The 18,614-nt window shown below is 65.9% G+C and carries 15 protein-coding genes; 13 read left to right on the top strand and 2 right to left on the bottom strand.

Going from position 1 to position 18,614, the window contains the following annotated elements:
- Window positions 1–280: 280 nt before the first annotated feature.
- Both ACVCMG_RS14885 and ACVCMG_RS14880 read left to right on the top strand, forming a co-directional pair.
- Window positions 281–598: a hypothetical protein gene (locus ACVCMG_RS14885; RefSeq protein WP_447106543.1), complete on the top strand. Its 318-nt coding sequence runs from the start codon at window positions 281–283 to the stop codon at window positions 596–598.
- A gap of 65 nt (window positions 599–663) precedes the next feature.
- Window positions 664–960, top strand: a complete 297-nt coding sequence (locus ACVCMG_RS14880) for a 2-hydroxyacyl-CoA dehydratase (RefSeq protein ID WP_447106544.1) — start codon at window positions 664–666, stop codon at window positions 958–960.
- 253 nt (window positions 961–1,213) lie between these two features.
- Here ACVCMG_RS14880 and ACVCMG_RS14875 read toward each other — a convergent pair whose 3' ends face one another.
- Window positions 1,214–1,930 carry a DUF3047 domain-containing protein gene (locus tag ACVCMG_RS14875; RefSeq protein ID WP_447106545.1) on the bottom strand — a complete coding sequence of 239 codons (717 nt, stop codon included), beginning with the start codon at window positions 1,928–1,930 and terminating at the stop codon, window positions 1,214–1,216.
- A 326-nt stretch (window positions 1,931–2,256) separates the two neighbouring features.
- On the opposite strand from ACVCMG_RS14875, the gene ACVCMG_RS14870 reads away from it, so the two are divergent.
- From ACVCMG_RS14870 to ACVCMG_RS14860, 3 genes are all read left to right on the top strand, one after another.
- Complete coding sequence (locus tag ACVCMG_RS14870; RefSeq protein WP_395119894.1) at window positions 2,257–2,649, top strand: HU family DNA-binding protein; 393 nt, start codon at window positions 2,257–2,259, stop codon at window positions 2,647–2,649.
- Window positions 2,650–2,857: 208 nt separating this feature from the next.
- Window positions 2,858–3,292, top strand: a complete 435-nt coding sequence (locus ACVCMG_RS14865; RefSeq protein WP_447106546.1) for a PepSY domain-containing protein — start codon at window positions 2,858–2,860, stop codon at window positions 3,290–3,292.
- Window positions 3,293–3,386: 94 nt separating this feature from the next.
- Window positions 3,387–5,039 carry a M28 family metallopeptidase gene (locus ACVCMG_RS14860; protein WP_447114466.1) on the top strand — a complete coding sequence of 551 codons (1,653 nt, stop codon included), beginning with the start codon at window positions 3,387–3,389 and terminating at the stop codon, window positions 5,037–5,039.
- Between the two features lie 151 nt (window positions 5,040–5,190).
- On the opposite strand, the gene ACVCMG_RS14855 is transcribed toward ACVCMG_RS14860, so the two are convergent.
- Window positions 5,191–6,813 carry an alpha-glucosidase family protein gene (locus ACVCMG_RS14855; RefSeq protein WP_395119898.1) on the bottom strand — a complete coding sequence of 541 codons (1,623 nt, stop codon included), beginning with the start codon at window positions 6,811–6,813 and terminating at the stop codon, window positions 5,191–5,193.
- A 480-nt stretch (window positions 6,814–7,293) separates the two neighbouring features.
- Here ACVCMG_RS14855 and ACVCMG_RS14850 point away from each other — a divergent pair, with 480 nt between their 5' ends.
- From ACVCMG_RS14850 to ACVCMG_RS14815, 8 genes are all read left to right on the top strand, one after another.
- On the top strand, window positions 7,294–10,212 hold the full coding sequence (locus ACVCMG_RS14850) for a TonB-dependent receptor (RefSeq protein ID WP_395119899.1): 2,919 nt from the start codon (window positions 7,294–7,296) through the stop codon (window positions 10,210–10,212).
- A 124-nt stretch (window positions 10,213–10,336) separates the two neighbouring features.
- Window positions 10,337–11,842 (top strand): tryptophan halogenase family protein, encoded by a 1,506-nt coding sequence (locus ACVCMG_RS14845; protein ID WP_447114465.1) that lies wholly within the window; start codon window positions 10,337–10,339, stop codon window positions 11,840–11,842.
- 14 nt (window positions 11,843–11,856) lie between these two features.
- The gene (locus tag ACVCMG_RS14840; protein WP_447114464.1) at window positions 11,857–13,434 is read left to right on the top strand and encodes an alpha-amylase family glycosyl hydrolase; all 1,578 of its coding nucleotides are present in this window, start codon (window positions 11,857–11,859) and stop codon (window positions 13,432–13,434) included.
- Between the two features lie 205 nt (window positions 13,435–13,639).
- Window positions 13,640–15,991 (top strand): TIM-barrel domain-containing protein, encoded by a 2,352-nt coding sequence (locus ACVCMG_RS14835; protein ID WP_447114463.1) that lies wholly within the window; start codon window positions 13,640–13,642, stop codon window positions 15,989–15,991.
- 437 nt (window positions 15,992–16,428) lie between these two features.
- Window positions 16,429–16,677, top strand: coding sequence for a hypothetical protein (locus ACVCMG_RS14830; protein ID WP_447099855.1), 249 nt, complete (start codon window positions 16,429–16,431; stop codon window positions 16,675–16,677).
- A 67-nt stretch (window positions 16,678–16,744) separates the two neighbouring features.
- Window positions 16,745–17,089 (top strand): hypothetical protein, encoded by a 345-nt coding sequence (locus ACVCMG_RS14825; protein WP_447114462.1) that lies wholly within the window; start codon window positions 16,745–16,747, stop codon window positions 17,087–17,089.
- A 510-nt stretch (window positions 17,090–17,599) separates the two neighbouring features.
- On the top strand, window positions 17,600–18,079 hold the full coding sequence (locus ACVCMG_RS14820; protein ID WP_447106553.1) for a hypothetical protein: 480 nt from the start codon (window positions 17,600–17,602) through the stop codon (window positions 18,077–18,079).
- 154 nt (window positions 18,080–18,233) lie between these two features.
- Complete coding sequence (locus ACVCMG_RS14815) at window positions 18,234–18,530, top strand: hypothetical protein (RefSeq protein WP_447106554.1); 297 nt, start codon at window positions 18,234–18,236, stop codon at window positions 18,528–18,530.
- Window positions 18,531–18,614: the final 84 nt, after the last annotated feature.

The raw sequence follows: 18,614 nt of genomic DNA, 5'->3' as shown, positions 1-18,614 counted from the left end.
GCAAGCGGTGCGGTTCGATCATGTGTGGGGCGCAGGCCGTGCCGTAGTACCAGCCCAGCGTTGCGGGTAGAGCTCGCGGGGCATTCCATGTCCACCACTCTGTCGGCCGGGTGTCTGGACTCTCTGCGATCCACTCGGTGAGGGTCCGTCGTGATCTTCTGCCGAGTAGCGGGAGGATTTTCGGCTGGCAACGCCCCCTTCTGTGACGCAGTTCTCATTTGGCACGGTTTCTGCTGTTGCTCTCAGTGAACCGCCCCGGTTCCGTCATCGAGAAGCAGCCATGGACGAAGTCATCGATCGCACCGCGCCGAACTCGCCGGAAGAGCTGGCGATCCATTTCCTGCTGCGCCACGCTGCGTGCCGCATGGCATTGACCGAGCAGGCCGGCGAGGAAGCGCTGCTGCAGGCTTTGCGGGATGCCCGCCCCGGCCAGCCGCAGCCGACGCCCGCTGGCGAACCCGTGCCTGGCGTCGTCGCAGCCGCGGCCGAGGTGACGAAGGACGACAGCTGCGCCGCCCGTTTTTCCCGGGCATATGCCGCGGCACGTCACCGCAGCCTGTCCGCCGGCACGAGCCGGGGCACGCGCAGCGCCGCCTGAAGGCGCGAGCCGCCGGCGCGGTGGCCATGCGAAAATGCACGGACCACGCCCCGACAAGTGTCCCGATGACCTCCTCGAAATACGACTTCCGCCAGTTCCAGGAAGAACTCGCCCAACTCGAACGCAAGACCCCCGCCCCCGCACCCGCCCCCACACCGGCCAAACCGCTGGGCAAGAAAGCCGCCGCCGCGCAGCGCCTGTCGGTGGCGCGCGAGGAGTTCCTGGCCCTGCGCAAACGCCACGGGCTCAGCGTGGCCGACGTGGTGGCCTTTTTCCCCGAGGAAGAAGGCATCGCCTACCTGCAGGAACTGATCGTCGCCGCGCAAGCCAAGCCGCGCCGCCGGAGCAAGCCGAAGCCGTAAGGCAAGCAACATGAATCAGGGTTCGGCGGCAGGACAGCCGGCGGGCGATGCCCGCCCTGCGCCGTCGGCTCTGCCGACACCGTTCACCCTGAGCGTAGCCGCGCAGCGGCGGAGTCTAAGGGTGGGGCTGGCGCGCGGCTTCGACATCGCGCCTGCGGCGCTACGCCCAGCCTGAACGGTGCAGGCGCGGTAGTGCTTCAAACCGCAGGGCGCGCACTGCCCGCCTTGCACGGTCGAGTCGACACTGCAAAAACTACTTGGCCGCGGGCGGTGGTGCGGCAGGCGTGAGCGTCACGTCGCCGAACCACGCCTGCGCGTGACCGCCGGTGTTGTCGGTGTCGGCGGAGAGTGCGATGCCGGTGATGCGCGGCGCGGGGCGGCCGAATGCGGCGAGGTAATCGGCGGCGAGATTGCGATCTTGCACTTGCCACTGGCCGGCGCGCGTGTTGCCGCTTTGCAGGACGATGGTGCGTATCTGCGGCGAGTACGGGCTGGGGGCGATGGTGCCGATCGGGTGGCGGTTGTCCCACACGTAGCAAAGCGCCGCGGTGGGCATCGCGTGGCCCAGGGTGCGGCGGGCCAGTTTCAATTTCATGCGCTGCAGCCAGGACAGGCTGGACAGCGGCACGTCGAAGAACACGTAGACGCGCGCGGCGAAATCGTCACCCTTCTTCTTCGACATGTCCGCCGCTGCCACGCTGTGGTCGACCTTCCAGCGCCAGTTGAGCGTGGTGGCGGCCGGCAGATCCAGCGCATGCGCGATGGCGCCGGCGGCGTGATCGGCGTCGATGCGAAACACGCTGTCGGTGCCGTCGCGCACGATCGCCATCGGCGCCATCGGACGGTGCCGCGACATGGCGTACGCCTTCCAGCCGCCGGGCAGCGCGTTGCCCGGCACGGCGCCGGAGAAGCGCAGCGTGACCGGCGTCGCCGCCCACGCGACGGGCACAAGCACAAGCACAAGCAGCATCGCCCATCGTGACCTGCGCAGGCCATGTGCGCGACGACGCGTGAGGCGTCCAGCCAGCCAGCGCGTCGCGGAGCGTTTCGTCATGGCCAAGCACCGGTGGGAAGTGTGCGGGGAGCATACCGATGCGGCGTGCCGTGGGCGTGAATGAGGGAGCGCGCAAGCCCGCCGATATGCATCGTGCGCTGCCGCATCCGCAGCGCCGCGAAAAAAAATATCGCGCGCGGGGCGCGACAGTTGCGTCAAACCCCTAAAATTTCGCTACATTGTGCGGGCCGCAAGGCCTCCGAGCCCAGAAAGCCGGGGTTTCCTACTATCGAGATCAACTAATGGCTACCAAAACCACTGCCAAGAAAGCTCCCGCCAAGGCTGCCAAGCCTGCCGCCGCCAAGTCCGCCGCGCCGGTCAAGCCGCTGGGCGAGAGCCTGTCGAAGTCCGGGCTGATTGCCCACATCGCCGCGCAGGCCAACGTCGAGGCGAAGGCGGTCAAGGCCGTGCTCGCCGGCCTGGAGTCGGCCGTGCTCGCCTCGGTGCACAAGAAGGGCGTGGGCCAGTTCACCCTGCCCGGCCTGTTCAAGATCAACGCCGTGAAGGTTGCCGCCAAGCCGAAGCGCAAGGGCAAGAACCCGTTCACCGGCGAAGAGCAGGTGTTTGCCGCCAAGCCCGCCACGGTGAAGGTGAAGGTGCGCCCGCTGAAGAAGCTGAAGGACGCCGCGCTCTGATGTGCGCGCGTTGATCAACCCTGCGTTGATCAATACCGTCTGATCCACCCGCGCGCCGCCGTCCGGCACTCCACCGGGCGGCGGCGTCGCGTTTGCGGTGCGGCGCCTCACGTTGCTGAACCGTTGGCGGGGATTCACGCCCGCATTCACCGCATGTTTTCGTCGGGCACCCAAGACTCGGAGCTTTCCGCAAGCAACGAGGTGCGCCATGAAACCGACGATCCCCTCCCTGGTCCTGGCCCTGAGCATCGGCGCGCTGTCGCTGGGCGTTTTCCAGAGCGCGCTCGCGCAGCAGGCGCTGACCGAAGCGCAGGTGCGCGCCCGACTCACCGCCCAGGGCTACACCGACGTGCACGACCTCAAGTTCAAGGACGGCATGTGGAAGGCCGAGGCGGACAGCGCCGACGGCAACGACCTGGACGTGCGCGTCGACGCCAGCACCGGCCAGATCTACCCGGATGCGCAAGTCTCCACGCTGAGCAAGCACGACGTGGAAGCGGCGCTGTCGACCCAGGGCTACACCGACGTGCACGACGTGGATTACGACGACGGCATCTGGAAGGCCAAGGCCGACAACCCCGCCGGCAAGAAGGTCAAGCTGCGCATCGATGCGCACAGCGGCAAGGTGATCGGCATCGACTGAGCACAGCCGGCGCCGCGGGCATCCGCCGGGACATGGACCGGTACCGGCTTGTTGACTAGTATCGGGCTTCCCTCCCCCACGTGATGGATTGCCCGTGAAGCGATTGATTCTCTCTGCGCTCATCATCGGCGCCTGTGCCGGCGCACAGGCTGCCGATGTCCCCACCTTCAGCACGCAGCGACTTTCCGACGAGGTCAAGACGCTGAGCTCCGATGCCTTCGAGGGCCGCGGTCCGGCCACGCCGGCGGAGACGCGCACGATCGACTACGTGGTCGAGCAGATGAAGGCCGCCGGCCTGCAGCCGGGCGGCGACCTCAAGGACGGCAAGCGGCTGTGGACGCAGGCCGTGCCGCTGCTGCGCAGCGAGATCATCGGCAAGCCTTCGCTCAGCCTGACCCTGGGCGACAAGAGCGAGCCGCTCACCCAGGGCGAACAGATCGCCATCCGCGCGCCGATGAACGGCGCCAGCGCGATCGACATCAGCCACGCGCCGCTGGTCTTCGTCGGCTACGGCGTGAAGGCACCGGAGCGCAACTGGGACGACTTCAAGGGCGTCGACCTGCACGGCAAGATCGCCGTGGTGCTGGTCAACGATCCGGATTTCGAAACCGGCAAGGGCGACTTCGGCGGCAAGGCCATGACCTACTACGGCCGCTGGACCTACAAGTACGAGGAAGCCGCGCGGCAAGGCGCGCTGGGCCTGCTGGTGATCCACGAGACCGCGCCGGCCTCCTACGGCTGGGCCACGGTGAAGAACTCCAATACCAACACCATGTTCGACATCGTGCGCGACAAGCCGGGCGACTCGCACGTGCCGCTGGAAGGCTGGATCCAGCGCGACCTGGCGGTGCAGCTGTTCAAGCACGCGGGGCTGGATTTCGACAGCGCCAAGAAGCTCGCGCAGACGCGCGCGTTCAAGCCGATCGCGCTGAAGGGCGAAAGCCTGTCGGCCAACTTCAAGGTCGACAAGAGCGTGATCACCTCGCACAACATCGTCGGTCGCGTGATCGGCTCCAGGCACCCCGACCAGACCGTGATCTACAGCGCGCACTGGGACCACCTGGGCGTCGGCCTGCCCGATGCCACCGGCGACCGCATCTACAACGGCGCGGTGGACAACGCCACCGGCACCGCGGCGCTGATCGAGATGGGCCGCGCCTTCGCGCACGCGCCGCAACCGGAGCGCAGCGTGGTTTTCCTCAACGTCACCGCCGAGGAAAAGGGCCTGCTCGGTTCGGAGTACTACGCCAGCCATCCGCTGTACTCGCTGGCCACCACCACCGGCGTGATCAACATGGATGCGCTCGACCCGCAGGGCCCCACCCGCGACTTCACCATCTCCGGCAGCGCCAAGCTCGGCCTGCTGGACGATCTGACCGCCGACGCGAAGCAGTTCCACATGGTCTACACGCCGGACTCGCATCCGGAAGCGGGCTACTTCTTCCGCTCCGATCACTTCTCCTTCGCCAAGCGCGGCGTGCCGGCAGTGTCGTTCGGCTCGGGCAGCGACCGCATCGACGGCGGCCTGAAGGCGGGCGAGGCGGCGGACAAGGAATACACCGCCAAGCACTACCACCAGCCCTCTGACGAGTGGCAGGCGAGCTGGCCGTTCACCGGCATGGCGCGCGACCTGCAACTGCTCTACACCGTCGGCAGCCAGCTGGCGAACTCGGACCAGTGGCCGGGCTGGAGCAAGGACTCGGAGTTCCGCGCCGCACGCGAGGCCACGGCGGATCAGCGCAAGTAAGCGCCTTTACCCAACGCCGCGCCGGTCGCCGGCGCGGCGTTGTCGTGTCCGCCACCGCAGGGGCCCGCTCGCGCGCAATGCTCTTGCGGCGAGATTCGGCATGTGAAAGGCATCGCCCGCGAGCGGGCTCCTGCGCGGGGCGTGCGGCCGGTCAGGAAAGACGCGCGAACCACGCCCCATGGCCGGGCAGGTGCAGGGCGCCACCGTGCATCGTGCCGGCTTGCAGGCCATGGCCGTCGATCGCTGACGGCTTGCCGGGCAGCGGCGGCAATGTCACCTCGCACGCCGACGCGCCAAGGTTGAACACCACCAGCACCGTGTCGCCCTGCAGCCGGCGCAGGAAGGCCAGCACCGGTTCGGGCGCATCGAGGAATTCGATGTCGCCCCAGCGCAGTGCCGGGTGTGCCTGGCGCCAGCGCATGAAGGTGCGGAAGCCGTTGAGCACGGACTGCGGGTTGCCCTGCTGTTGCGCCACGGCGCGGGCGCGATGTTCCTCGGGCACGGGCAGCCACGGCATGCCATGGCTGAAACCGGCTTGCGCGTCCTCGTCGCTCCACGGCATCGGCGTGCGGCAGCCGTCGCGGCCCTTGAACTGCGGCCAGAACGCGATGCCGTACGGATCGCGCAACGATTCGTAGGGCACGTCCGCCTCGGTAAGGCCCAGTTCCTCGCCCTGGTAGATGCACACCGAGCCGCGCAGCGAGCAGACCATTGCGGTGAACAGGTTGGCCAGCTGCGCCGAGGCATCGCCGTTGCCCCAGCGGCTGAGCACGCGCTCCACGTCGTGGTTGGAGATCGCCCAGCACGGCCAGCCCTCGGTCATCTGCGCCTCCAGCTGGCGCACCGTGCCGCGGATGTGCGCCGCGCTGAAATCCTCGGTGAGCAGCTCGAAGCTGTAGCCCATGTGCAGCCGGCCGTGCATGGTGTACTCGGCCATCGTCGCCAGCGAATCCTCCGAGGAGATCTCGCCCAGCGCCGCCACGTCGGCATAGCCGTCCATCAGCGCACGCAGCTCGGCGAGGAAGCCCAGGTTCTCCGGCTGCGTGTTGTTGTAGTAGTGGTACTGGAACGCGTACGGATTGGCCGGGCTGAAGCCGCGGCCCACGCGCTGCTCGCTTGGCTTGGGCGGGTTGTCGCGCAGCTGGCGGTCGTGGAAGCAGAAGTTGATCGCGTCCAGGCGGATGCCGTCCACGCCCTTGTCCAGCCAGAAACGCACATTGTCCAGCGTGGCCGCGCGCACGTCGGGGTGGTGGAAGTTCAGGTCCGGCTGCGAGGCGAGGAAGTTGTGCAGGTAGTACTGGCCGCGGCGCGGCTCCCACTGCCATGCACTGCCGCCGAACAGCGACAGCCAGTTGTTCGGCGGCGTGCCGTCGGGCCGGGCGTCGGCCCACACGTACCAGTCGGCCTTCGGGTTGTCGCGGCTCTGCCGGCTTTCGCGGAACCATGCGTGCTCGGCCGAGGTATGGCTGAGCACCTGGTCGATCATCACCTTCAACCCCAGCCCGTGCGCCTTGTGCAGCAGGCGGTCGAAATCCTCCAGCGTGCCGAACAGCGGATCGACCTCGCGGTAATCGGCGATGTCGTAGCCGAAATCCGCCATCGGCGACTTGAAGAACGGCGCCACCCAGATCGCGTCCACGCCAAGCTCGGCCACGTAGTCGAGCCGCTCGACGATGCCGGGCAGATCTCCCACCCCGTCCCCGTCGGTGTCGAGAAAGCTGCGCGGGTAGATCTGGTAGATGATGGCGCCACGCCACCACGGGGCATTGCTCATTCGCCTGTCCATGCCGTTGCCACCCGGGGCTGCAGGACACGCCGCGTGGCGAACCTGTCGGGGTTGGCGAGCAGCTTAGCGGCTGCAGACAGGCCCGCCGCGATCGTGCATACGTATTCATGGATCGCCGCTGCCGCTACGCAGCATCAGTGGCTACCACGGCGTTTGGACGTCCAAACGAACAGCGGCCGGAACCGGCGCACGCCGCGCCGCGCCTGCATTCGCGCCGCTCCGGCATCGACGCGCAGCGTCTGGCGCAGACATGCCGCTTCGACAGGCCGCGACGCCCCGGGCGAGGCCTTGCGACGCGGCGCAGCAGAATGAATACGTATGCATGAACGGCTCGCTCCGACGCAGCCGTCCTAACATCGGCCTCACGGAGTCGACCGCCGCATGTTCGACGGCAGCGGCCCGCGAGTTCCGAACAGACCATCACGATCGTCACAAGACCTGCAGTACTTACCCTGGGAGGGGACAACGGTGATACTCAAACACAACGTGCTTGCCTTGGCGCTGGCATCGGTCGGTTTCTGCGCATTCATTCCTGCCCACGCTGCCGCCCCGCGGGCCAGCAGCGCGACCGCTGCGCAGGACACCCAGGCCCAGGACGCCCAGACCCAGGATGCGACCACGACGGATACCAAGGCCGACAAGGATCGCCGCCGCTCCGCCAAGGACAACGCCAAGCAGCTGCAGGCAGTCGAGGTGAAGGGCTTCATCAGCAGTATCGAGAACTCCACCGCGCTCAAGCGCAACGCCAGCACCATCGTCGAGGCGGTGTCCGCCGAGCAGGTCGGCAAGTTGCCGGGCGTGTCCATCGCCGATGCGCTGGGTCGCCTGCCCGGCCTCGCCGTGCAGACCGTCAGCGGCCGTCCGCAGGTGCTGACCATCCACGGCCTGGGCCCGGACTTCTCCACCGCGCTGATCAACGGCGGCCAGCAGGTGTCCACCTCCAACAACCGCGACGTGCAGTTCGACCAGTACCCGTCGAGCTGGTTCGACAACGTGGTGGTGCACCTGTCGCCATCGGCAAACCTGATCGGCCAGGGTCTCACCGGCACGGTGGACATGCATACCATCCGCCCGCTGGACAAGAACGGCCCGGAGGCGGCGATCAACGCGCGCTACATCTGGAACGGCATGTCGCAGCTGGCCGACGGCCCGGGCGTGAGCAACAAGGGTCACAACGTCAACGGCGTGTGGGTGCACCAGTTCGCCAACAACACGCTGGGCGTGACGCTGGGCGTGGACCTGGAAGACAGCCCGTCGCAGATCGAGCATCAGCAGCCGTGGGGCTACCCCACCGACGCCAACGGCAACTACGTCATCGGCGGCTCGAAGAACTACGGCATCACCGATTCGATGAAGCGCAGCGGCCTGCTCGCCACCGTGCAGTGGCGGCCGAACGAGCACTACACCGGCACCGTCGACCTCACCTTCGACGATTTCAAGGAAGTGCAGCAGGCCAAGGGCATGGAGTTCCCGCTGTTCTGGAGCTCCGCGCAGCTGCAGCCGGGCGGCACGGTGCAGGACGGTTTCATCACCAGCGCTGCGTACACCAACGTCAAGCCGGTGATCCGCAACGACTACAACCGCACCAAGGCGCGGGTCTACAACTTCAACTGGGACAACCAGTTCACCATCAACGAGAACTGGTCGATCGACGCCGACGTCAACTACTCGCGCGCCACCCGCGACGACATCAACCTGGAGAGCTACTCCGGCACCGGCTTCACGGCGGCCAACGGCGCACTCGACACGATCGGCTTCAACCAGATCGACAGCGGCCTGTTCTATTTCTTCCCGACGCTCGACTACACCCAGGGCGTCGTGCTGACCGATCCGCAAGGCTGGGGCGGCGGCAACGACGTGGTGCAGGCCGGCTTCATCAACGCGCCGCACACCGTCGACTACCTCGCCAACCTGCGCCTCGCCGCGCAGCGCAGCTTCGCCAGCGGCCCGATCGCCAGCGTGGAATTCGGCGTGGCGCACAGCACGCGCAACAAGACCTACCACATCGACCAGAGCTTCCTGACCCTGGGCGGCGGCACCATCAGCGGCGGCACCGCGGTCACCACCGCGCCGTTCAGCGGCACACCGTGCAGCCCGCTGGCGTGGATGGGCGTGGCCTCGCAGCTCTGCTACAACCCGTTCAACCTGCTCGACAGCGGCACGCTGCAGAGCGTGCCGACCTTCGGCTCCTCGCTGAACCTGCCGCCGAACTGGGAAGTGCGCGAGAAGACCTTCACCCCGTTCGTGCAGTTCAACCTGGACACCTACCTCGGCGACGTCGGGCTGCGCGGCAACTTCGGCGTGCAGGCCTCGCACACCTCGCAGCGCGCCACCGGCGAGCGCGTGGCGCCGGGCAGCGCGGTCACCGGCAATGCGATCACGCTGATCCCGGTGGTGGGCAGCACCAGCTTCAACAAGTTCCTGCCCAGCGCCAACCTGATCTTCGGCCTCACCGCCAGCGATGATCTGCGCGTCAGCGCCGCACGCACCATGGCCCGCCCGCGCATGGACCAGATGAACGCCAGCATGGCGGTGAGCGGCAACATCACGCACCTGACCAGCACCGACCCGAACCAGGCCTATTTCAGCTCGTCCGGCGGCAACGCCAAGCTCAAGCCGACCATGGCCGACAACTACAACGTCAGCTACGAGCACTACTTCTCCGGCGGCAACAGCTACGAGTGCAGCTCCGCCGACCAGAAGAACTCCGACCTGTGCCGCGGCAGCGGCGGCTACGTCGCGTTGTCGGGCTACTTCATCAAGCTGAAGGATTACATCAACCCGAACGCGGCCTACCTGTACGACTTCAGCTCGTTCCTGCCGTTCGGCCTGACGCCGGATCAGCTGAGCCAGCTGGGCACCACGCTGGGCACCGTCTCCGGCCCGACCAACGACGGCCGCGGCTACGTGAAGGGCGCGCAGCTCACGCTGAACCTGCCGTTCAACCTGATCGCCCAGCCGCTGAACGGCTTCGGCGTGATCGTCACCGGCAACCGCACCAAGAGCTCGCTGGTGTACCCGGGCAACTCCGACCCGATCACCGTGCCGGGCCTGTCCAAGTGGGTCGCCAACGGCACCTTGTACTACCAGCACGAGGGCTTCGAGGCGCGCATCAGCGACAGCTACCGCTCCAGCTTCCTGGGCCGCGTGTCGGGCATCAGCGCCAGCCGCATCGAGCAGACCATCCAGGGCGGCAGCACCTACGACGCCCAGGTCAGTTACAGCTTCGACTCCGGCTCGCTGAAGGGGCTGACCCTGATCGCGCAGGGTTCCAACCTGTCCAACAAGACCTTCACCACGTTCCAGAACAACGACCCGCGCCAGGTGCTGACCTGGGAACGCTACGGCCGCATGTACGAACTGGGGGTCTCCTACAAGTTCCAGTAAGACCGAGCAGCACACCTGCTCCCCTGCGGGCCCCGTTGTGCAAGATCAACGGGGCCTTTTTTTTGACAGGCGCGGCGGCGCGGGTTACTTCAGGGCCGGACGCAAGCGGGGAAACGGCAACGGCATGAACGCAGCACCCATCCAACGCGTGGTGATCGTCGGCGGCGGCACGGCCGGCTGGATGACGGCCGCCCTGCTCGCCCGGGCGCTGGGCAAGGCGGTGCAGATCCGCCTGATCGAGTCGGACGAGATCGGCATCGTCGGCGTGGGCGAGGCCACCATCCCGCAGATCCGCCACATCAATGCGTTCCTCGGCATCGACGAGGACGACATGCTCAAGGCCACCCACGGCACGTTCAAGCTGGGTGTGCAGTTGAACAACTTCGGACGGCTCGGCGACTCCTACCTGCACGCCTTCAGCGACATCGGCCTGCCGCTGGGGCTGATCGGCTTCCATCACTACTGGTTGCGGAACCGCCGGCGCGATCCCGACAGCGACCTGTGGGCCTACTCGCTCAACACGCAGGCGGCGAACGAGCACCGCTTCGCGCGCATGGAGAAAGTCGGCGACACGCCGCTGGGCGGCATCAAGTACGCCTACCACTTCGACGCCGGCCTGTACGGCCAGTACCTGCGCAAGCGCTGCGATCCGGCCGTGGTCACGCGCACCGAAGGCAAGGTGGTGGAGGTGAAGCTGCGCGAGGGCGACGGCTTCATCGAATCGGTGCGACTGGCCAGCGGCGAGCGCATCGAAGGCGATCTGTTCATCGACTGCTCGGGCTTCCGCGGCCTGCTGATCGAAGGCGGGCTGCACACCGGCTACGAAAGCTGGCAGCACTGGCTGCCGTGCGACCGCGCGATGGCCGTGGCCTGCGCGCGCAGCGAACCGCTGTGGCCGTACACCCGCGCCACCGCGCGCAACGTCGGCTGGCAATGGCGCGTGCCGTTGCAACACCGCACCGGCAACGGCCTGGTCTACGCCAGTGCGCACCTGAGCGACGACGAGGCCGCCGCGACGCTGCTGGCGAACCTCGACGGCGAGGCGATCGGCGAGCCGCGCCCGCTGCGCTTCACCACCGGCATGCGGCGCAATGCCTGGCAACGCAACTGCGTGGCGCTAGGCCTCGCGGCCGGTTTCATGGAGCCGCTGGAATCGACCAGCATCCACCTGATCCAGTCCGGCATCAGCCGGCTGCTGGCAATGTTCCCCGACGGCCGATGCGATCCGGTGCTGGTCGACGAGTACAACCGCCAGACCCGCTTCGAATACGAAAGCATCCGCGATTTCCTGATCCTGCATTACAAGGCCACCGAGCGCGACGACACGCCGTTCTGGCGCCAGTGCGCGGCCATGGAGATTCCGCCCGGACTGGCCCGCAAGCTGGCGCTGTTCCGCGGCCACGGACAGATTTTCCGCGAGCGCGAGGAACTGTTCACCGAAGTCGCCTGGCTGCAGGTGATGATCGGCCAGCGCATCGAGCCGCAGTCGTATCACCCGCTCGCCGACGCACTGGATGCGACGCAACTGGATGGCTTCCTCGGCGACATCCGCACCTTGGTCGGCCGCGCCGCCGCCGGCATGCCCGACCACGCCCGCTTCGTCGCCGACCACTGCCACGTCGACCCCTAGAAGGAGACCTCGCCATGCCTCGATCACGCCTCGCCCTGCTCGCCTTGCTCGCCCTGCTCATCGCCGGCCCGGCAATCGCCGCCACCAGGCCGGCACCCGCGGACACGAAGCCGGCCGCCTCCGGCGTGTGGTACGAAATCTTCGTGCGCAGCTGGGTCGACAACAATGGCGACGGCATCGGCGACTTGAACGGCGTCACCGCGAAACTCGATTACCTGCAATCGCTGGGCGTCAGCGGCATCTGGCTGATGCCGATCAATCCCTCGCCCAGCTACCACGGCTACAACGTCACCGACTACCGCGGCATCAACCCCGAGTACGGCACCCTGGCCGACTTCGACCGCCTGCTGGCCGAGGCGCACAAGCGCGGCATCAGGATCATCATGGACCTGGTCATCAACCACAGCAGCAGCGAGCACCCGTGGTTCAAGGCCGCGCGCGATCCGGCCAGCCCGTACCACGACTGGTACCAGTGGTCGAACAGGCACACCGATCTCGATGCGGTCAGCGCCACCGGCTCGCCTGCGTGGCACGCGCTGGGCAAGCAGCACTACCTCGGCATCTTCGTCGACCAGATGCCGGACCTGAACTTCGACAACCCGGCCGTGCGCAAGGAGATGATCGACATCGGCCGGTTCTGGTTGAAGCGCGGCGTCGACGGCTTCCGCCTCGACGCGGCCCAGCACGTCTATTACGACTTCGAGAACCAGCGCCACGACCCGAAGATCCTGGCGAAGAACCTCGCCTGGTGGAGCGAGTTCCGCCACGGCATCGACAGCGTCGATCCGCAGGCTTATGTCGTCGGCGAAGTCACCCGCGACACCGAGGCCGAGTTGGCGCCGTGGTTCAAGCCGCTCAGCGGCGTGTTCAACTTCCCGCTGGCCGTGCAGCTGATCGAAAGCGCCCGCAGCGGCCACGCCGGCAAGCTGCCCGCCCTGCTCGACGGCACCCGGGCCTATCACGCGGTCACCGGCAAGTACGGCGTGGACGTGCCGTTCCTGTCCAACCACGACCAGGAACGGGTGATGAGCCAGCTGCACGACAACCCGCAGCAGATGCGCATCGCCGCCGCGATGCTGCTCACGCTGCCCGGCGAGCCGTTCATCTACTACGGCGAAGAACTCGGCATGCGCGGCAAGAAACCCGACCCCGACCTGCGCGAGCCGATGCGCTGGTATCGCGACCCGCAAGGCACCGACCAGACGCACTGGAAGGCTTTCAGTGCCGGCGACGGCCCGGACATCACCGTGCAAGCGCAGCAGGATGATCCGCACTCCCTGCTGGCGCGCTATCGCGAACTGATCGGCTGGCGCCGTCACATCGGCGCCTTGCGTGACGGCGCGCTGACCACGCGCGACTTGGGCAACCCGCAATTAATCGCGTGGGAGCTGCGCGATGCGCACGGTGCGGTGCTGGTGGTGCACAACCTGTCCGGCAGCGCGCAAACCATCCGGCTCGCTGCGCACGACCTGCAGCGCTATGCCGGCGTGCGCGCCCGTACCGAGGACGCGACTACGCTGGCGCAAGGTGTGCTGCACCTGCCGGCGTACGGCTCGGCGGTGCTGCAACCGGCATCGGCCAGCACCAAGTGAATCGCGAGAACCGCCACCACGGCAGGAGCCCGCTCGCGGGCGATGCTCTGGCTTTGCCGGATCCCGAACCCGCCATCCTGAGCTTGTCGAAGGACCGAATCCCGAATTCCGGCCCAAGAGCATCGCGCGCGAGCGGGCTCCTGCGGAAGGGACATGGCTCCCACGCGAACGCAAGCCTGCACCGACCCCACTGCGGAGCCCACTCATGACCCGATCGTCCGCCCTGCTCGCCGGCATCTTCGCCACGCTGCTCGCGCTCGCCCCAGCCGCCCCGGCCATGGCCAAGGCACCCACCACCTCCTCGACAACGAGTGAGCGCATCGACATCCCCACCGACACCGGCAGTGTGCGCATCACCCTGCCCACCGCCAACGTCGTGCACCTGAGCGCGCTCGTCGACGGCAAGTCGCCGGCACGTTCGATGGTGATCGACCCCGCGCTCGCATCCGCGCCGACCGGCACCGGCGAAGCGACCACGGCGCTCACGCTCGACTCGCCGCAGGTGCGCGTGCGCTACGACCGCGCCGCGCACAGCCTGTCCATCGCCGACGCGCAGGGCCACGTGCTGCTGCACATCGCCGACGTCAGCGCGCTGGCGCACGGCAAGCTCAGCCTCGGCCACGCGGCCGGCGATCCGATGTATGGCGTCAGCGGCTACGACGCCTTCACCAGCGATGTCGGCGCCGGCATGCTGCGCCAGGGCAAGCTGGAGGCCAAGGCCGGCGAGCAGGGCTGGGCCGGCGCGCCGCTGGCGTGGAGCACCGCCGGCTACGCCGTGCTGGCCGACATCGACGGCGGCCACTTCACGCTGGCGCCCGCCAGCATCGACATCGCCGCACCCGAGGCGACGCCGCTGGATGTCTACGTGATCGTCGGCGCGCCCAAGGCGATCTTCGCCGCGGTCGCCGACTTGAGCGGCCACACGCCGCTGTTCCCGAAATGGGCGATGGGCTTCACCAACAGCCAGTGGGGCATCGACCAGAAGGAACTCCTGCAGATCGTCGACACCTACCGCGCCAGGCACATCCCGATCGACAACTTCACCCTCGATTTCGACTGGAAGGCCTGGGGCGAGGACAACTACGGCGAGTTCCGCTGGAACCCCGCCAAGTTCCCCGACGGCCCCGGCGGCGCGCTGGCGAAACAGCTGCACGCGCGCGGCATCCAGCTCACCGGCATCATGAAGCCGCGCCTCCATGTCGACACGGTGGAGGGACGTTACGCGACGGAGCACGATTTCTGGGTGCCGGGCGAGAAAGTCAGCGACGACTACTTCTCGCACAAACCGGTGAAGAACATCGACTTCGACATCCCCGCCGCGCGCACCTGGTTCGCCGAGCTGGCGATGAAGTACGGCTTCGACCAGGGCATCGTCGGCTGGTGGAACGACGAGGCCGACACCACCGGCAGCGACACCGAGTTCATGAACATGCAGCGTGCCTTGTATGAGGCACAGCGCGCGCAGAGCAAGCTGCGCGTGTGGTCGGTCAACCGCAACTTCTGGCTTGGCTCGCAGCGCTACGCCTACGGCCTCTGGTCGGGCGACATCGACACCGGCTTCGCCAGCATGGCCGGCCAGCGCGCGCGCATGCTCAGTGCGATCAACGTCGGTGCCATGCAATGGGGCATGGACGGCGGCGGCTTCAAGGGCCACCCGTCGAACGAGAACTACGCGCGCTGGATCCAGTTCGGCGCGTTCACCCCGATCTTCCGCGTGCACGGCGCGTTCGACGAAAAACGCCAGCCCTGGGTCTACGGCCCCGTCGCCGAGAAAGCCGCCACCGCGGCGATCCGCCTGCGCTACGCGCTGATCCCCTACATCTACAGCTACGAGTACGCCCGCCACGTCGACGGCGTCGGCCTGGTGCGTCCGCTGCTGTTCGACTGGCCGCACGATCCGAAGGTCGCCAACGACGTCGACAGCTGGCTGTTCGGCGATTACCTGCTGGTCTCGCCGGTAGTGCAGCAAGGCCAGACCGAAAAACACATCTACCTGCCCGCCGGCACCTGGCTCGACTGGTTCACCGGCAAGTCCTACGCCGGCGGCCAGACCATTACCCTGGCAGTGGACGCCACCCACTGGAGCGACATCCCGCTGTTCGTGCGTGAAGGCGCCATCATCCCGACCCAGGCGGTGCAGGACTACGTCGGCCAGAAACCCGTCACCGAAATCTCGCTCGACGCCTTCCCCGGTGACCAGCGCACCAGCTTCGACTACTACGACGACGACGGCAGCACCTACGCCTACGAACACGGCGCGTACTTCCGCCAGTCGCTTTCCCTGCAGCAACATGGCGACACCGTAACCTTCCGGACCGGCAAACCCGAAGGCAGCTTCCACCCCGCCCTGCGCACCTGGCTGCTGAAGATCCACGGCCACGCTGCACAAGCCGTGCAAGTCGACGGCAAGCCGCTGGCTGCACAAGCCGACGCCGCAACCCTGCAACGCACCGACACCGCAGGCTGGGCCACCGGAAAGGATCGCTACGGCCCGGTGACGTGGGTGCGCCTGCCCGCCGGCAAGACAACGACGGTCACGCTGCACGACCGGCGATAAGCGCACAACTTCTCCGGCCACGCCCACGAAGCACGCCCCCGAACGGCCGAAGGACCGGCCAGGCGGGCACCCCGGAACACGACCCATCGAGCTTTGCTTCCGCGGGGACGGCGGCATCTTCGGACCGCCTCGGAACATCCCGGCCCCGTCGCGGCCGCGAACCGACGCGCCGGAACGAAAGGCATACAGTTTCCACCAGACCAACCGCAGACTCTGCGCCGCCGTTACACCGCCATGCGTGCTCCGGCAATTCATGCCGGCCCGAAAGTCGCTGACAACAACGGGAGATGCCCACACCCTGCCCCGCCTGCCATGCACGCAAACCCCTGTTCCAACGCGAGAATCGTCTGCTTGTGCGAGCAGGGGCACCGCCGCATACTCTGAGCAACACCCACTTTGTTGGGTCTACTTGGTTAGGCCTCATGGGGAGCATCTCGGTGGGTACCGCATTCTGGATCAAGCGCTTTTTTACCGTTCTCGTTGGCGCGTTTGTCATCATCGGCGCAGCGCAAATGCTCAAAGGCCATGATTTGTCTTACTCCGTGACTCAAGCTGCAATATGGGGCGCCATCACGGCAATCGTGTTCACGGTGGGCAGACTTTATCAATCTCGTAGAGGTCAGCACTGCGCAATCTGCAAGGACACACCAGAAATGCAGCAGGGTGATCGCGGCAGCGATGCCTGACCGTTCGTTCAAGGCGGACGGATTCGCTGCCTCTCAACTCCAGCGTTAGGCATAGGGATGCTGTCTGATGAGTACTGAGGTCATATTGGGCATTGGCGTCGCCTTGGTAATCGTGGTCGGCTTCATCGGCAAGCTCATTCCAAAGCGCATGCCGCCCTCCAAGTCCTTCAAGTGTGGTCGCTGCGGTGTACAGGTACTTCACACCAACCGCACTGCAGAGGCGTGGCGCAATGGCAAGACAAAATTCTTCTGTCAGTCTTGCCACCACAAGTGGCTCCAATCGCATCCGCCGCAAGAGCGCGAGTCTTATGGTGTACGTGGTTCGTCAGGGCGGGGCTCTGGATGTCTGGGCGTCGTGGTGCTGTTTGCGCTGGTTCCAATAGGCACGTGGGCTGTCTGGGCCTATGTCTGACAGCTCGTTCAAGACGGACGGCTTCGCCGCCGCTTATTCCAGCGTTAGACGTAGAGAGGCAGGAGTAACCACATGCACTGTCCGCTCTGCAGGCACTTCATTGAGCTTCGATATTTTGAGATGTGCCGCGTAACCATGCGGGGCTCCAAGGTCTGGTCGATGCAGTGTCCTTGCTGTAAGCAGAAAGTAACCGTGCCAAAGGTGTGTGACTTTGGTGCTTGCGTTTTGCCTTGCCTTTTTATGACCCTTGTCGCCGGATGCCTAATTCCATACCGTTCCAATCCAGCTATATCTCTTGTTATAGCGACTACATTTCTGTTTTTTCCAGCGGTGTACTTCCTCACTGGATTGAGCCGGATGATATTTTTCCCAAAACTGGCGTCAAGGCGAGTGAGGGCTAAACAGGCCGCCCAAGCACAGCAATCGCAACCGTCTGACACTCCCTTCAAGGCGCACGGCTGCGCCACCGCCTAGTTCAAGCGCCAGTTTTGCCTATGGAGATCAAAACACATGAAAGCTTCACGTAGTACTCATCTGTCATTATTGGCAGCATTTTTCGTGTGCGTCAGCGCAGAAGCTGTCGCAGCGTCACCAAGCGCACTCCACGCAGACGTACTACTCGGGTGTTACGCGCAAGACCCAAATGGACCGATCACCATGCGCGTAAACAGAGAAGATGGGCATTACTCTCTTGTTGCCATCCATAAGGATGGGAGCACAGAAAAATCATTCACGTTGTATAGTCGCGAGGCGAAGGAAGGCAAAGCACAGGATGCGGAGAAGATTGACGCGCTGATCTCGGATAAGCTAGGCGTCATCGCAATACTCAAGTCAAAAAACGGTGTGCCGATAAACACCACGAGTCCGGGTAGTGACGTCTATTTCTATGCTCCCCAGGTCGGTGGCCCGCTGTTCAAGAGAACGTGTCCAAAAGTGGGGGATCACGACCGGACAAGTCGTCCAAGCGGGCCGCGCTCCGCGACCGGTTGACTCGAGCGTTGTGCTTGCAGATCCACCGGCAACAGCTGCGGGCTCATGTCAATGTGTAGGTAGCGCGCCATGTCGGCCCCACTTGTTCGTGTGGGGCTATTGAAGCAAGATCGGCAGAGGTTTTTCTACAACCTCGTTAGGCACGGAGACAGGCATGTCCCTATTTGCCGGTGTTGCACTCGTGGCTTTTGCGGCCATCTGGCTCACGGCGGCCCTCACTTTGCTGGCGTGTGCCGTCTACGCGTTCAAGGCTGTTCGCCAAGCTCGCCCAGGTATCAATCTCCGGGGTCGCGACACGCTCTGGAACCCGCTCAACGTGCTCCTTAGCTCCAAGATGCTCACAGACGCGGGCCTGCGCTATCGTCACAAGTTTCTTGTGTCGCTCGCAATCTTCGTCGCATGCGTAGGTGGTACTTTGCTGTTTGCAACAATCACAGGGCACCTCGGGTGAAGTGCGGGCTGCCCAACCAGTCGCTCAAGGCGGACGGCTTCGCCGCGGCTTGACTCAAGCGTTGGTACTCACACCCATTTCTCT

The organism is Rhodanobacter sp. UC4451_H18 (assembly GCF_052978225.1).
Note: the sequence above shows the minus strand (reverse complement) of the source record. Positions and strands in the feature narration are given on the sequence as shown.